The sequence below is a fragment of the Bradyrhizobium sp. 76 genome (assembly GCF_023073025.1).
Taxonomy (GTDB): Bacteria; Pseudomonadota; Alphaproteobacteria; order Rhizobiales; family Xanthobacteraceae; genus Bradyrhizobium.
The window spans coordinates 458,548-472,500 of the sequence record NZ_JADPIS010000102.1; the positions used below are offsets into that span (position 1 = coordinate 458,548).

13 protein-coding genes (1 of these 13 only partly in view) are annotated in these 13,953 nt (G+C 64.0%); 8 read left to right on the forward strand and 5 right to left on the reverse strand.

Annotated elements, in window-relative coordinates; translation table 11 throughout:
* Positions 1 to 93: 93 nt before the first annotated feature.
* Entirely contained in the window at positions 94 to 852 is a 759-nt protein-coding gene (locus tag IVB48_RS26125) for an SDR family NAD(P)-dependent oxidoreductase (RefSeq protein ID WP_007615252.1), read from the reverse strand.
* A 66-nt stretch (positions 853 to 918) separates the two neighbouring features.
* Positions 919 to 1,623, reverse strand: a complete 705-nt coding sequence (locus tag IVB48_RS26130) for a TetR family transcriptional regulator (RefSeq protein ID WP_007615253.1) — start codon at positions 1,621 to 1,623, stop codon at positions 919 to 921.
* A gap of 107 nt (positions 1,624 to 1,730) precedes the next feature.
* Here IVB48_RS26130 and IVB48_RS26135 point away from each other — a divergent pair, with 107 nt between their 5' ends.
* Both IVB48_RS26135 and IVB48_RS26140 read left to right on the forward strand, forming a co-directional pair.
* A complete protein-coding gene (locus tag IVB48_RS26135; protein ID WP_247404274.1) occupies positions 1,731 to 2,903 on the forward strand; it encodes an acetyl-CoA C-acetyltransferase in 1,173 nt (390 codons plus the stop codon).
* Between the two features lie 149 nt (positions 2,904 to 3,052).
* Complete coding sequence (locus IVB48_RS26140) at positions 3,053 to 4,597, forward strand: acyl-CoA synthetase (protein WP_247404277.1); 1,545 nt, start codon at positions 3,053 to 3,055, stop codon at positions 4,595 to 4,597.
* A 17-nt stretch (positions 4,598 to 4,614) separates the two neighbouring features.
* Here the strand turns inward: IVB48_RS26140 and IVB48_RS26145 are convergent, their stop codons facing one another.
* Positions 4,615 to 5,157 carry a methylated-DNA--[protein]-cysteine S-methyltransferase gene (locus IVB48_RS26145; RefSeq protein ID WP_027565581.1) on the reverse strand — a complete coding sequence of 181 codons (543 nt, stop codon included), beginning with the start codon at positions 5,155 to 5,157 and terminating at the stop codon, positions 4,615 to 4,617.
* 136 nt (positions 5,158 to 5,293) lie between these two features.
* Here IVB48_RS26145 and IVB48_RS26150 point away from each other — a divergent pair, with 136 nt between their 5' ends.
* The 5 genes from IVB48_RS26150 to IVB48_RS26170 all read left to right on the forward strand — a co-directional run bounded on the left by IVB48_RS26150 (position 5,294) and on the right by IVB48_RS26170 (position 10,225).
* Complete coding sequence (locus IVB48_RS26150) at positions 5,294 to 6,112, forward strand: alpha/beta hydrolase (RefSeq protein ID WP_247404280.1); 819 nt, start codon at positions 5,294 to 5,296, stop codon at positions 6,110 to 6,112.
* A gap of 2 nt (positions 6,113 to 6,114) precedes the next feature.
* Complete coding sequence (locus tag IVB48_RS26155) at positions 6,115 to 6,927, forward strand: alpha/beta hydrolase (protein ID WP_247404282.1); 813 nt, start codon at positions 6,115 to 6,117, stop codon at positions 6,925 to 6,927.
* Positions 6,928 to 7,117: 190 nt separating this feature from the next.
* Positions 7,118 to 7,795: a GntR family transcriptional regulator gene (locus tag IVB48_RS26160; RefSeq protein ID WP_247404285.1), complete on the forward strand. Its 678-nt coding sequence runs from the start codon at positions 7,118 to 7,120 to the stop codon at positions 7,793 to 7,795.
* 97 nt (positions 7,796 to 7,892) lie between these two features.
* Entirely contained in the window at positions 7,893 to 8,693 is an 801-nt protein-coding gene (locus tag IVB48_RS26165; protein ID WP_247290141.1) for a phytanoyl-CoA dioxygenase family protein, read from the forward strand.
* A 203-nt stretch (positions 8,694 to 8,896) separates the two neighbouring features.
* Positions 8,897 to 10,225 (forward strand): Gfo/Idh/MocA family oxidoreductase, encoded by a 1,329-nt coding sequence (locus IVB48_RS26170; protein ID WP_247404288.1) that lies wholly within the window; start codon positions 8,897 to 8,899, stop codon positions 10,223 to 10,225.
* A gap of 466 nt (positions 10,226 to 10,691) precedes the next feature.
* On the opposite strand, the gene IVB48_RS26175 is transcribed toward IVB48_RS26170, so the two are convergent.
* Both IVB48_RS26175 and IVB48_RS26180 read right to left on the reverse strand, forming a co-directional pair.
* Positions 10,692 to 11,669 (reverse strand): prolyl oligopeptidase family serine peptidase, encoded by a 978-nt coding sequence (locus IVB48_RS26175; protein WP_247404291.1) that lies wholly within the window; start codon positions 11,667 to 11,669, stop codon positions 10,692 to 10,694.
* A 120-nt stretch (positions 11,670 to 11,789) separates the two neighbouring features.
* Positions 11,790 to 12,875: an NAD-dependent epimerase/dehydratase family protein gene (locus IVB48_RS26180; RefSeq protein WP_247357819.1), complete on the reverse strand. Its 1,086-nt coding sequence runs from the start codon at positions 12,873 to 12,875 to the stop codon at positions 11,790 to 11,792.
* A gap of 290 nt (positions 12,876 to 13,165) precedes the next feature.
* On the opposite strand from IVB48_RS26180, the gene IVB48_RS26185 reads away from it, so the two are divergent.
* Positions 13,166 to 13,953, forward strand: the 5' portion of a protein-coding gene (locus IVB48_RS26185) for an ABC transporter substrate-binding protein (RefSeq protein ID WP_027565590.1). 301 nt of this gene lie beyond the right edge of the window; only the first 788 of its 1,089 coding nucleotides appear in the window; it begins with the start codon at positions 13,166 to 13,168; the stop codon falls past the right edge of the window.

Sequence of the window (13,953 nt, forward strand, 5' to 3'; positions counted from 1 at the left end):
CTTGGGTGAGGGGTCTATCTCCGTGGATAGAGACCCCTCATCCGGCGCGCTACGCGCGCCACCTTCTCCCACAAGGGGAGAAGGGAGGAAGAGCTACCGCGGCGCCATGCGGATCGCGCCGTCGAGACGGATGGTCTCGCCATTGAGCATCGGGTTCTCGACGATGTGCACGGCCAGCGAGCCGTATTCATTGGCGTCGCCGAGACGCGCGGGATGTGGCACCTGGGCACCGAGGCTCTTGCGGGCCTCTTCGTTCAAACCCATCAGCAGCGGCGTCAGGAACAGGCCGGGGGCGATGGTGTTGACGCGGATCTTCTGGCTCGCGAGATCGCGCGCCGCCGGCAGCGTGAGACCGACGACGCCGCCCTTCGACGCCGCATAAGCGATCTGACCGATCTGCCCTTCGTAAGCCGCGACCGACGCCGTGTTGACGATGACGCCGCGCTCTTCACCGACCGGCTCGATCGTGACGAGGCGCTCGGCGAACAGACGCAGGCAGTTGAAGGTGCCGATCAAATTGACATTGATGATGCGCGCGAACTTTTCCAGCGGGTAGACGCCATCGCGGCCGACGATGCGCTGCGAGCCGCCGATACCGGCGCAGTTCATCAGCACGCGCGCGACGCCGTGCGCGGCTTCCGCCTTGGCGATCGCCGCCTTGATCTGCTCCTCGCTGGTGACATCGGCGTGAAGCGCGATGCCCTTCACTTCGGCGGCGACCTTCTCGGCGTTTTCCTTGCTCTGGTCGATCACGCCGATCTTGGCGCCCTTGGCGGCCATCGCGCGGGCGGTCGCGGCACCAAGGCCGGACCCGCCGCCCGTGATGAGAACGGCTACGTCTTTCAACTGCATCGCTTGTACCTTTCCTCGAACCTTTTCCTTGGGCGTTTCTTCTCTAGACTTCTGCGTTCTGGCCGGTCATCCGGCCGCGGCAGCTTCCTCGATATTCGTGAGAATGCCGCCGCAGATCAGCGTTTCCATATGCTTGATGTATTGCCGGCAAACGTCGTCCGTGACCGGGCCGACGCCGGTCGCGCGTGACATCGCGTGCCGGCCGAAGAACAAATGATCGCAGGCGCCGATCAGGCTGGTGTAGAACAGCACCGGATCGGTGGCGCGGAATTCGCCCTGACTGACGCCTTCGGCGAGCAGGCGGCGATGGAAATCCAGCAGCGGTGCGACGAAGAATTTCGAGACTTCGTCCGCGGAGCCCGCGACGCTCTCGTGCAGCAGATAGTGGATCAGCCGGTTCATGTAGGGAAACCGGTGATAGGCGCGGATGATGCCGCCGATATGCAGCTTCAACTTGGCGGTCGGCGTGATCGGCTGGGCCAGCAGATATTCGAGATTGGACAGTTCCGTCCCCGCGTCGCGCTCGAGCAGCGCCAGCAGCAGGCCGTCCTTGTTGCCGAAGTGATATTTGACCAGCGCGGCGTTGGCACCGGACTTCTGGGCGATGTCGCTCAGCGAAATCTCGATCGAGGAGCGTTCGATCATCAACTCGCTCGCGGCCACGAGCAATTTCTCTGCCGTGGAATTCTTTCCGCTGGGGAGCCGGTTCGGTACGCTAGTAGTCACGGAGATCCCTGATTTTGGCGCGAGAGCGGCCGCAGATAAGCCCAAGCAGCGCCTCCCCACAAGAGTTAATTGATCGATTGACTAAACAACCAGTCGCCCCTTAAATCCGTCCGACAAGCAACCGTTCAAAATAATGTAGGGAGAAAACCGACATGGCCGAGGCTTATATCGTCGCCGCCGCGCGTACCGCCGGCGGGCGCAAGGGGGGCCGCCTCGCCGGATGGCATCCGGCCGATCTCGCCGCGAAGGTACTGGACGAGCTGGTTGACCGCACCAAGGTCGATCCCGCGCTGGTCGAGGATGTGATCATGGGCTGCGTCATGCAGGTCGGCGAGCAATCCAACAATGTCGCGCGCAACGCGATCATGGCCTCGAAACTGCCGGAGAGCGTGCCGGGCACCTCGATCGACCGCCAATGCGGCTCCTCGCAGCAGGCGCTGCACTTCGCAGCCCAGGCCGTGATGTCCGGCGCGATGGACGTGGTGATCGCCGCCGGCGTGGAATCGATGACACGCGTGCCGATGGGCCTGTCGTCGCAGCTTCCCGCCAAGAACGGCTTTGGCAATTACAAGAGCCCGGGTATCGAGCACCGTTATCCAAACATCGTGTTCAGCCAGTTCACCGGCGCCGAAATGATGGCCGAGAAGTACGGCCTGTCGAAGGATGAGCTCGACGAGTACTCCTACAACAGCCATCAGCGCGCGATCGCGGCAACCCAGGCCGGCCACTTCAAAAAGGAGATCGTGCCGCTCGAGATCACCCGCGCCGACGGCTCCAAGGACACCCACCACGTCGACGAGGGTATCCGCTTCGACGCCACGCTCGACGGCATCAAGGGCGTCAAGCTGATCGCCGAGAACGGCAAGCTCTCCGCGGCCAGCGCCAGCCAGATCTGCGACGGCGCCTCCGGCGTGATGGTGGTGAACGAGCGTGGCCTGAAGCAGCTTGGCGTGAAGCCGCTCGCGCGCGTCCATCACATGACCATGATGGGCGGCGATCCCGTGATCATGCTCGATGCTCCGCTGCACGCCACCAAGCGCGCGCTGGAGAAGGCCGGCATGACGATCGACGACATCGACCTGTTCGAGGTCAACGAGGCCTTTGCCTCGGTGCCGACGGGGTGGCTCAAGACCACTGGCGCCGATCCGGAACGTCTCAACGTCAATGGCGGCGCCATCGCGCTCGGCCATCCGCTCGGCGGCTCCGGCACCAAGCTGATGACGACACTGGTGCATGCCCTGCATCAGCGCGGCAAGCGTTACGGGCTCCAGACCATGTGCGAAGGCGGCGGCATGGCGAATGTGACGATCGTGGAGCGGCTGTAAGCTCTCTCGTGTCCCGGACGCGCTGCAGCGTGAAACGCTGCGGCGCAGAGCCGGGACCCATGCCTCACAATGGACCTCAGATCTGCAGCGCACCGCTACGCGCTGCGTTGCGTCCGGGGAACGTTACTCCTAGCCGTGTAAACAGAGACATGACTCACCCCTCCATCCACGCCCGCGCCACGCCCGACAAGATCGCCTATCAGATGGCCGGGACCGGCAAGGCGATCACCTGTCGCGAGCTCGACGAGCTTTCGAACCAGGGCGCGCACCTGTTCCGCTCGCTCGGGCTGAAGGCCGGCGACCACATCGCGCTGCTGATGGAGAACCGCCTCGCCTTCATGGAGATCTGCTGGGCGGCGCAACGCAGCGGGCTCTATTACACCGCGATCAGCCGCTATTTGAAGCAGGACGAGATCGACTACATCATCGCCGATTGCGGCGCCAAGGTCGTGATCACCACGCCGAAATGCGCCGACCAGATCAAGGCCCTGATCAAGGGTGCGGCCGGCGAGCCGGTCTTCTACATGATGGACGAGCCGCAAGCCGGCTTCCGCTCCTACGACAAGGAAGCCGCCACGCAGCCGACAACGCCGATCGACGACGAGGTCGCCGGCTATGACATGCTGTATTCATCGGGCACCACCGGCCGGCCCAAGGGCATCAAGAAGGCGTTCGAGGGCAAGCCGATCGACGAGCCGAACGCGTTTCTGCGCGTCCTCTGCGCCAGCATGTGCGGCATGAACGACGAGACCACCTATCTCTCACCGGCGCCGCTCTATCACGCGGCTCCCTTGCGCTTCAACATGATGGCGATCCTGCTCGGCGGCACTTCCATCATCATGGAGCACTTTGACGCCGAAGATTTCCTGAAGCTGGTCGAAAAATACAAGGTGACCCACGCGCAGCTCGTGCCGACCATGTTCGTGCGCATGCTGAAGCTGCCGGACGAGGCCCGCAACCGCTACGACGTCTCGACGCTGAAGGGCGCGATCCACGCCGCCGCGCCCTGCCCGGTCGAGGTCAAGGCCAAGATGATCGAATGGTGGGGGCCGATCCTGATCGAGTATTACGCGGGCTCCGAAGGCAACGGCGTCACCGTCTGCAACTCGAAAGAATGGCTGGAGCACCGCGGCAGCGTCGGCCGCGCCGTGGTCGGCAAGATCAAGATTCTGGACGAGAACGACGAGGAGCAGCCGACGGGCGAGATCGGCACGGTCTATTTCGCCGATGCGCCGGTTTTCACCTATCACAACGATCCCGAGAAGACGAAGAAGGCCTACAACGCAAAAGGCTGGTCGACGCTCGGCGACGTCGGCTATCTCGACAGAGACGGCTTTCTTTTTCTGACCGACCGCAAGTCCTACATGATCATCTCGGGCGGCGTGAACATCTACCCGCAGGAGACCGAGGACGTGCTCATCACCCACCCCGAAGTCGCCGACGTCGCCGTTTTCGGTGTGCCGAACGAGGAGATGGGCGAAGAGGTCAAGGCGGTGGTGCAGCCGCACGATCCCAAGCGCGCCGGCAAGGAGCTCGAGGCCGACCTGATCGCCTACTGCAAGAGCCGCCTCTCGACGATCAAATGCCCACGCTCGATCGATTTCGAAGCCGAGCTGCCCCGCACGCCGACCGGCAAGCTGGTGAAGCGGCATTTACGCGACAAATATTGGCCGAAGGCGGCGGCGAAGATATAGCCCGCGGCATCATCGCCTCAGTCGAACAAGCTCGGCGTGTGGTTCACCAGCGCGCCTTCGATCTCCAGCATCTTCAGCTTCGTCACTACGCCGCCATTGGCGGAGAAGCCGCCGGGCTTGTTGCCGGCCGCCAGCACGCGATGGCAGGGCACGACGATCGGGCACGGGTTGCGGCCGAGCGCCTGGCCGACGTCGCGCGACAGCTCGACACCGCCGAGCTGCTTGGCGATGTCGCCATAGGTGACGGTCTTGCCCGGCGGAATGGTGCGGGCGATCGCGTAGACGCCGCGGTTGAAGTCGGGCACGCCGTCGAGATCGAGCGGGATGTCGGTGAGGTCATCCGGCTCGCCCGCGAGCAGTTTTGTGATGCGGTCGATCGCCTGCTGCACTTCGACGGTCGGCTCGGCCTCGCTGGCGTCGGCATGGCGCTGGCTGATGCGGGTGCGGATCTTCTGCTCACCGCCCATCGGCAGTTGCGTGCCGTTGATGCCGCGCGGACCCCAGGCAATGGCGCACAGGCCGATCTTGCTATCGAACAGGGCAAAATGCTGGTCGGTCATGTTTGGTCCCTGGCTTGCGTTCCCTCGCATGCCTCCAATGTGAACTGAGCTCAAATCTAGGCTTGGAAATAGTTGCGATCCACCCGGTTTCCGGGAATCTTGCACAGGAGTTCCGCCCCCTGTTCGCGAGCCCAGAATGCAAAGCCTCCACGTCAACGGATACGACATGCCCTATCTCGACGTGGGCGAAGACCGAGGCCGGCCGCCGCTGGTCTGCGTTCATGGCTCGCTCAACGACTTTCGTGTCTGGGGCTGCATGCTCGGGCCGCTGTCGCAGCGGCACCGGCTGATCTGCGTCAGCCTGCGGCACTTCTTCCCGGCGCAATGGGATGGCGTCGGCGACACCTATTCGATCGCCCAGCATGTCGAGGACGTCATCGCCTTCATCGAGGAACTCGACCTCGGTTCGGTCGATTTGATGGGCCATTCCCGGGGCGGGCACATCTGCTTCCGGGTGGCGCAGCGGCGGCCGGAGCTGCTCCGGCGGCTGGTGTTGGCCGAGCCCGGCGGCGAACTCGATGCGAGCCTCGACCCCGATTATGCCGGCGGTCCCTCGCCGCTGCTGGCGCGGTTCACGGCCTCGGCCGAGAGGATCGCGGCCGGCGACGTCGATGGCGGCCTCGCCGTCTTCGTCGACACGCTTGAAGGCGCCGGCACCTGGCCGCGGCTGCCGGCGCTGGTGAAGCAGAACCTGCGCGACAATGCGTTCACGCTGATCGGTCAGGTCCGCGACAACCGCCCGCCATTCTCGAAGGCGGACGCGGAGTCCATTACGATGCCGACGCTGTTCATCCTGGGCGCACGGACCAAGGGCCTGCTGCCGAAAGTGCTGCATGCGCTGGCGGCGCATGTGCCGTACTCGAAGACAGCGGTCATCCCGAACGCAACGCACCCGATGTTCGAGCAGGCGCCGCAGAAATACTCCGAAGTGGTGCTGGATTTCCTGGCGGGCTGATCATGCAGACATTTCGTATCAATGGTTACGACATGGCCTATCTCGAAGTGGGACGAGGCCCGCCGCTGGTCTGCGTGCATGGCACGCTGGGCGATTTCCGCACTTGGTACTCCGTGCTCGGTCCGCTGTCGAAATCGCATCGCGTGATCTCGGTCAGCCTGCGGCATTTCTTTCCCGAGCACTGGGATGCCGTCGGCGACGATTACAAGATGGCCCAGCACGTCGCTGACGTGATCGCCTTCATCGAGCAGGTCGAACCCGCGCCGGTCGATCTGATGGGCCATTCGCGCGGCGGCCACATCGCGTTTCGCGTGGCGCAGTCGCGGCCGGATCTGTTGCGCAAACTGGTGCTGGCCGAGCCCGGCGGCGATCTCGATGCCAGCCTGCCGGTGCCCGCAGGCACGCCCGCGCATCCGCCGCTGGCGGCGCGCACGGCGCGCTCGGTCGAGATGATCCGCGCCGGCGACATCGAGAGCGCGCTGCAGAACTTCTACGAAGGCATCGAAGGCGACGGCACATGGCGGCGCGTGCCGGCGGCGGCGAAGCAGCAATTGCGCGACAACGCGATCACCTTCCTCGGCCAGATCAACGAGCAGCGCAGGCCCTACACGCTCGCGGACGCGCAGGCGATCAGGACCCCGACGCTGCTGATCGGCGGCGGCGCGACGACGGGGAGCCTGTCGGTGATGTGGCGCGTGCTGGCCGAGCACATCGCGGGGGCCAAGACGGCCGTGATCCCCAATGCCGGGCACTGGATGTTCGAGCAGGCGCCGCTGGAGTTCGGCGAGGCGGTGAACGCGTTCCTCGCGGAGTAGGCGGCCTCACATCTCTTTTCCTTGAAAACAACCCCATGCACAGTAGCCGAGCCCAGCAATATCAATGGCTTGGCGAAGCGCCAAAACAGGGTCGGACGAGGCATTGGCCGCGCTTGACGCCCCTATCCTCTCGCCGTACCTTCGAATACGGAATGCCGTATTCCCTGTCATCATCCTCGGAGCTGCCGGCGTGATCCCTCTCGACCCGCTTCCGAACTTGATCGACCAGGTCTATGCGCGGATCCTGGAGGCGATCTCCGACCGCACGCTGCAGCCCGGCCAGCGCATCCGGCAGAACGAGCTCGCCGACAGGCTCGGGGTGTCGCGCCAGCCGGTGTCGCATGCGCTGCACCTATTGCACCGGCAGGGACTCGTCGCCGAAAGCGGCCGGCGCGGCTTTGAAGTCACCCAGCTCGATCCCGCACGCATCCGCCAGCTCTACGAGGTGCGCGGCGCGATCGATGCGCTGGCGGCACGGCTTGCAGGGGAGCGCGCTGCAAGCGATGCGGCGGGACGCGCGCGGCTGGAGGCGGCGCTCGCCGCCGGGCGCGGGATCGATGGCAAGACCACGCTCGCCGAGCTGATCGCGCTCGACGTCGAGTTTCATCGCGCGATCTATCGGCTCGCCGGCAATCCCGTGATCGAAGAGACGATTACACCGCAATGGCCGCATATGCGCCGCTCGATGGCGACGGTGCTGTCCGAGCTCGATTATCGCGGCAGTGCCTGGGCCGAGCATGCCGACATTGCCGGACACATTCTCGCGGGCGATGCGAAGGCGGCCGAACGTGCGGCGCTTGCGCACGCGCAGACGGCGGGACGGATGACCGAGGAGAGATTGAGGGCGACGGAAGAGGCGGCGGCGTAGCAGCCACCACCGCCAAAGACGTGGATCGCCGGGTCAAGCCCGGCCATGACGACAGAGAAGCACGATAAAAAAACAAACAAACCAAGGAGGATGCGCCGTGAAACTGTCCCAGGAGCAATTGGAGTTCTTCCACCGCGAGGGCTGGCTGTTCCTGCCCGAATTGTTCAGCCCGGAGGAGGTCGATCTTCTCGCGCGCGAGGCGGTCGCCATCTATGACGCAAACCGGCCGGAAGTCTGGCGCGAGAAGAGCGGCGCGCCGCGCACCGCCTTTGCCGCGCATCTCTACAACGAGGCCTTCGGCATCCTCGGCGCGCATCCCCGCATGATCGACCCGGTCGAGCAGCTGTTCGGCGAGCAGGTCTACATGCACCAGTTCAAGATCAACGCAAAATCCGCCTTCACCGGCGACGTCTGGCAATGGCACCAGGATTACGGCACGTGGAAGCGCGACGACGGCATGCCAGAGCCGCGCGCGATGAACATCGCGATCTTCCTCGACGAGGTGATGCCGATCAACGGCCCGCTGATGCTGGTGCCGCAGAGCCAGAACGCCGGCGACCTCAAGGCCTCGCACGACCTCGCGACGACCTCCTATCCGCTGTGGACGCTGGACGAGGAGACCGTGACGCGCCTCGTCAAGCAGGGCGGCATCGTGGCGCCGACCGGCAAGCCGGGCGGCATGCTGATGTTCCACGGCAATCTCGTGCATGGCTCGGCGGGCAACATCACGCCCTACCCGCGCAAGATCGTGTACCTGACGCTGAACGCGGTTTCGAATTACATCCGCACCCCGACGCGGCCGGAGTACATCGCGCATCGCGATTTTGCGCCGATCAAGACGGTGAAGGACGACGCGCTGGTCCGGCTCGCCCGTGCGCCGCGGCAGGCGGCGGAGTAGACTTACTCGCAAAACATCCTCGGTCGTCGTGGCCGGGCTTGTCCCGCCTGCGCGGCCGAAGCCGCTTCGGCGACGCAAAGGCCCGGGGATCCACGCCTTGAGACGATCGCTGCCGGCAAGACGTGGATGGCCGGGTCAGGCCCGGCCATGACGATCTGATAGAAACACGCCCCTCACCAATTTCTGCCTCGCAGGACCGTCCCATGAACCTCTTCCGCCTCCTCCAGGCCCGCGCTTCCGCCGGCAAGCCCGTCCGTGTGGCGCTGATCGGCGCCGGTAAATTCGGCTCGATGTTCCTGGCGCAGGTGCCCCACACGCCGGGACTGGAGGTGCCCATCATCATCGACATCGATCGCGACCGCGCGCGCGAGGCCTGCCGCACCGTGGGATGGGACGCGGCGCGGATCGCCGCCACTGTTTTCACCGACGACGGCGCGCGCGCCATTGCCGGCGGCGCGATGGACGTGGTGGTGGAGGCGACCGGCAATCCGGCCGTCGGCATCAAGCACGCCCGCGCGGCGATCGCGGCCGGCAAGCATATCGTGATGGTCAATGTCGAGGCCGATGTGCTGGCGGGTCCGCTGCTCGCCGAGGAAGCCCGCAAGGCCGGCGTGGTCTATTCGCTCGCCTATGGCGACCAGCCGGCGCTGACCGCGGAGATGGTGGATTGGGCTCGCGCCACCGGTTTTCACGTGGTCGCCGCCGGCAAAGGCACGAAATATCTGCCGGCCTATCACGACGTGACGCCTGACAGCGTCTGGCAGCATTACGGGTTGTCCGCGGGCGAGGCGCAATCGGCCGGGATGAATCCCCAGATGTTCAACTCCTTCCTCGACGGCACCAAATCGGCGATCGAGATGGCCGCGATTGCGAACGCCTGCGGACTGGACGTGCCTGCAGAGGGTCTGCTGTTTCCACCCTGCGGCGTCGACGACCTCCCGCATATCATGCGGCCGCGCAGCAAAGGCGGCGTGCTGGAGCGATCGGGCGTCGTAGAGGTGGTCTCCTCGCTCGAGCGCGACGGAAGGCCGGTGTTTCGCGATCTGCGCTGGGGCGTTTACGTCGTGCTCGAGGCGCCGAACGACTACGCGGCCGACTGCTTCAGGCAGTACGGCCTGAAGACCGACGGCAGCGGACGGTACGCGGCGATGTACAAGCCCTACCATCTGATCGGCCTTGAGCTGAACATCTCGGTCTTGTCGGCAGCCCTGCGGGGCGAGCCGACCGGGCAGCCCCATGGTTTCCGCGGCGACGTCGCCGCCGTGGCAAAACGCAATCTGCGCGCCGGCGAGATGCTGGACGGCGAAGGCGGCTACACGGTGTGGGGCAAGCTGGTGCCGGCGGCCGCGAGCCTCAAGGCCGGCGCGCTGCCGATCGGGCTGGCGCATCGGCTGAAGCTGAAGCACGACGTCGGCCATGGCGAGATCGTGCGCTGGAGCGATGTCGAGTTCGACGCAGGCAACGAGACGATCAAGACGCGGAAGGCAATGGAAGCGGCGTTCGTAAGTGCAGATCAGGCCGTGCGTTCATAAATCGAAATTGGTGGATCAAAGCTTATGGCGGCAGCCCGTCAACGTGTCATGTAAAACACTACAAAAACACTGCCACGATGAAAAGAAGTTCGATGCTGGAAACGATTTTGTCAACTGCCCCATAGGCTTTTGGGAAACGCCGTCTGGCCCTTTGCCCAAACCATAGCGCAGCCGCCGCAAGCCCGACGAAAAGGCAAAGGCCGGTTAAGAACGTCCACATGATCTTCTCGCCACGCACCGTAACAGTGCACCGATCCGCGCATTGTTTCAAGGACTCAGTATCCGAACGGACGCAGGGTAAGCCTGTTCAAAAAAAATCCACAATGGGTCAATCGCGTTGGTTTCGAGCTCAGCCGCAAATTTCCGGTCAGCCCCTGTGAACTGACATGTAGCTGCCCCACGTCAACCGAAGCGATGGGCCAATCAGCGACATTGGCAGGCCCGCGCGGCCCACCTACTGCGACGTCTACTGGTTTTCACCAAGGTGCTTACGGAAAAAACCAATCATCTCAGCGTGAAGCTGTTGATGAAAATCGTTGCGGTTGAAACCCGGCGCATCGGTGCAAGCCGTCGGATTACCCTGCACTTCCTTCGGGCTGCAGGTGGCAAGGAAAGAGAAGTGTTTGGCGTTTGTTACGAAGTGATAATCCAGCATCGGAAGCCGTTGTTTGATCGCTGCCGCACAGCATCCAGACAGGCCGTCAGCGTTTTGGGCGACATCGGAACTCCACAACTGCACCGGGACCGCTACTTCCTTCAGGTCCTTCTCTGGGAACACAAATGCCGGATATGGATCAACGATGACAGCGGCCCTCACGCGCGGATCGGACGTGACTGGCTGACTGGGTGCCTCACCGCTTTCAAGCTGCTTACAGGCCAGCAGGCTGGACGTCGCGCAACTGGGCAGGCCCTTTCGCAAATCGGGATTACCACCGACGACAGCAAGACCCGTATAGCCGCCAAACGAAAATCCGTAGAGACCAATACGCCGAGCGTCGATGCGCGCCGCGTCGGGCCAACTATCGAGCATGTAGTCAATCAGCCGCTTAATGTCCGCAGGCCGCTCCACCAGCACAGAAAGGCTATCGGTACGGCTAGTGTCGCGCCAAGTGTCACCGGGATGATTGAGCGCAGCGACGACAAAGCCCGCGTCGGCCAAGGCCGCCGCAGTGTCATGGTGGCCGCCGAACCATCCTCGCCTGCCGTGCGATATCACGATGAGGGGAAGCTTTTCGCCTGTCACTGCGCATCCGGGGACTGCGAGGAAAATGGCGCCACGGGCATCCAGTTCTCGCGGGGTCTCCGCACAAGGTGTCCAAACAAGCAGCCTGATCCCCGGTCCCGCCCCGTCAGCAGGAATGTCAAAATTTTTGACCCCCGCCGCGTTCGCCACCGCCAGTTCAAGGAAGAAATAGAGAGCAGACAACAAAATAACGCGACGCATTCTTGGCTCCGCGCGGGCAGAGGACCTTCACAATGGCTAGTTGAACCAGCCGATTATGTCGCCTTCGGGTCACAAACTGACTTGGGCAACCATCCCCGACATATCGGCTTTGGTTCTGCCTCAAGGCAGCAGCCGCTCTTGCTTCGCCTGCCTGAACCACTTCCGGAACATATCCTCGGTATCCATCATCTCGGTGAAGCCGGCGCGGTTGATCTTCACGGTTGAGACGATCGAGGGCGGACCGGATTCGGTCTGGCCGTAGCGCAGGCTATAGTCGGCGTATTGGAACGAGAGGCCGACGAATTCGGCCAACGCAGGCGATGCAAGGTCGTGCTTGCGGCGCAACGCGTCCCAGGGAGCGACCCAGCTCGGGAATTCCCTCGCGAGCGACAGCGGGACCGGCTTGCCTGGCTTCATCTCCAGTGCATCGGCGACCGCAGGCCAGATGTTCTCCCAGGTGAAGACGTCGCCATTGGTCACGTTGAAGGCCTCGTTGCGCGCGGCCTCGGCCTCGCCCGACCAGGCGATGGCGCGGGCGAGGAGATCGACATCGACGGCCTGCCCCACCCGCGCGGCGCCGCCGGGGTAATCGAGCGGCCTGCCCTGCTCGCGCAGCATCGCGGCATAGACGCCGAGCGGCGGAATCAAATCCATGGCGCCGCCCATGGCGAGGCCGACGATCAGCACCGGCCGCAGAATGCTCCAATGCCAGCTCTTGCCGGTCTGGAGGTCGCGCAGGAAGTTTTCCTGCGCCCAATAGAAGTTGGGCTGCTCGTACATTTCGGAGCGGCCTTCGCGGGCTGGCACAGCCAAGGGGCGAACGTGGACGCCGTAGGCCTTGGTGCCTTGCAACAGGGCGACATGCCTGAGGCGGGGCGCCACAGGCTCGAGCGCACCCATCAAATTGCGCAGCATCAAATCGTTGGTCTTGATCTGCTGCGGGTCGCGCCAGCCGTCGACGAGCTGCGGCGCCTCGTAGAGCGCGGCGTAGATCAGATGCGTTGCGCTGCTCAGTTCCGATGCGGCGCGCTCGCAATCCGCTGCACTGGTCAGGTCGATCGGGACATGACGGGCACCATAGAGGTCGCGCGGCTTCCGCCGGGACAGGGCAATCACATCGCACCCTCCCGCCAGGCCGAAGTGTCGCAACGCGGCATTGCCGACGAGACCGCTCGCTCCGGCGACCACGACTTTCTTGCCCGTCATGTGCGAGCCTCCCTGGTTTTGGCGCGACTGAATAGCAGATCGCGTGCAGGCCCGACTTGCGTCAGGCCGGTCTTCGCAGCTGCGAGGCGCCGATGAGGCTTGATTCCGGCGAAGCGCCCGGTCATCCTCGCGCGCGGAACCGCAACGATCGGAATTCCATCTCCCAGTGCCCGCAAGGGCCGTTCGGAAACGCCACAACGTCTCAACAGAAAACGTCGAGCGTCGACAAAGACAAGACGACACCAAGATCGTTCCCCAGGTCGAAGCATCGACTTAACGGAGGGAAGCGCATGGAACGTCGTAAATTCCTGACGGCAGGCGGATTGGGCCTGGCCGCGAGTGCCGTCGCGGCGCCGGCGATCGCGCAGTCGATGCCCGAGATCAAATGGCGATATGCCGCGAGCTGGCCGAAGGCGCTCGATACGCTCTACGGCGGCTGCGAGTATTTCGCCAAGCGCGTCGCCGAGATCACGGACAATCGATTCCAGATCCAGGCATTCGCCGCCGGTGAGATCGTGCCGGGCCTGCAGGTGCTCGACGCCGTCGCCAACGGCACGGTCGAGATGGGCAACACCGCGCTGTACTATTATTGGGGCAAGAACCCCGCCTTCACGTTCGGCACGTCGCTGCCGTTCGGCTTGAACACGCGCCAGCACATTTCGTGGCTGCAGTGGGGCGGCGGCCAGGACCTGATCAACAATCTGCTGAAGGAATACAACTCCATCGGCATTCCGACCGGGTCGACCGGCGCGCAGATGGGCGGCTGGTTCCGGAAGGAGATCAAGTCGATCGACGATCTCAAGGGACTGAAATTCCGGGTCGGCGGTTTTGCCGGCACGATCATCGCCAAGGTCGGCGGCGTGCCGCAGCAGATCGCGGCGGGCGACATCTATCCCGCGCTGGAGAAGGGCACGCTCGATGCCGCCGAATGGGTCGGACCCTATGACGACGAGAAGCTCGGCTTCGTGAAGGTTGCGAAGTACTATTACTATCCGGGTTGGTGGGAAGGCACCGGCCAGGGTCACAACATCATCAATCTCGACAAGTGGAACACGCTGCCGAAGCACTACCAGGCCGC